The organism is Parasphingomonas frigoris (assembly GCF_036663815.1).
Taxonomy (GTDB): Bacteria; Pseudomonadota; Alphaproteobacteria; order Sphingomonadales; family Sphingomonadaceae; genus Sphingomonas.
In genome coordinates, this window is record NZ_JAXOJQ010000106.1 from 1 (window position 1) to 1,001 (window position 1,001).

Annotated in this window: 2 protein-coding genes; one reads left to right on the plus strand and one right to left on the minus strand. The window is 67.1% G+C overall.

All coding sequences use genetic code 11. From position 1 onward, the window contains the following. Positions 1-682, minus strand: a 682-nt coding sequence (locus tag U1872_RS22820; RefSeq protein ID WP_332795121.1) for an SDR family NAD(P)-dependent oxidoreductase, incomplete at its 3' end; no start/stop codon positions are given. A gap of 115 nt (positions 683-797) precedes the next feature. Between U1872_RS22820 and U1872_RS22825 the strand changes: the two genes are divergently transcribed. Further along, the coding region (locus U1872_RS22825) for a DNA ligase LigA-related protein (RefSeq protein ID WP_332795122.1) at positions 798-1,001 on the plus strand (204 nt) is incomplete at its 3' end.

Consider the following 1,001-nt stretch of genomic DNA (forward strand, 5'->3'; position numbering starts at 1 on the left):
CCTCGCCCGGATCGACCGAATTGACCGAGCCCGTGTTGATGATCGACGCGCCCGGCTTCATCAGCGGGATCGCCGCCTTGCAGAGGTGGAACATCGCATAGACGTTGGTCTTCATCGTCCGGTCGAACTGCTCGAAGCTGATCTCGGCGATCGACGCCTTCGACTGCTGGTACGCGGCGTTGTTGACGAGGATGTCGAGCCCGCCGAGCTCGCGGTTGGCGCGCGCGATCAGGTCGGTGCAGAATTTCGCGTCGGTCAGGTCGCCGGGGATCAGCACGACCTTCCGCCCCTCGGCGCGGAGCAGCTTGGCGACGTCCTGCGCATCGGGTTCCTCGGTCGGGTAATAGTTGATCACGACGTCGGCGCCTTCGCGCGAAAACGCGATGACCGCCGCGCGACCGATGCCCGAGTCGCCGCCGGTGACCAGCGCTTTGCGGCCTTGGAGACGTCCGGAACCGCGATAGCTGGTCTCGCCGCAATCGGGCACGGGGCGCATGTCGCGCTGGAGTGCCGGCCATTTCTGGCGCTGTTCGGGGAAGGGCGTCGACGTGAACCGCGTCTGCGGATCGGCGAGTTGCGCCTGCCCCGCCCCTTGCCCTTGCGCGAAGGCCGGCGCGGCGGCGGCGGCGAGGCCGGTGACGGCGGCGCCCTTGAACAGGTCTCGGCGGCTGGTGTCGGTCATGATTGCGCTTCCTGCGAAAAATGTCTTGGGATGTCAGCGCGCAAGTCGGGCGAATGTTCATCCCATGTTGATCCAGGTCTTGTCGAAAGGTGGCGCCCTCCCCTAACCCGGCGCGATGCCCGACCTTCCCGCGACCGAGACCGAAGCCGCCGCCGAGCTGGAGACGCTCGCCGCGCAGATCGCGTATCATAATGCGCGCTATCATACCGACGACGCGCCCGAGATCAGCGATGCCGAATATGACGCGCTGGTGCGGCGCAACACGGCGATCGAGGCGGCGTTTCCGGGCGCGGTGCGGAGCGACTCGCCAAGCCGGACG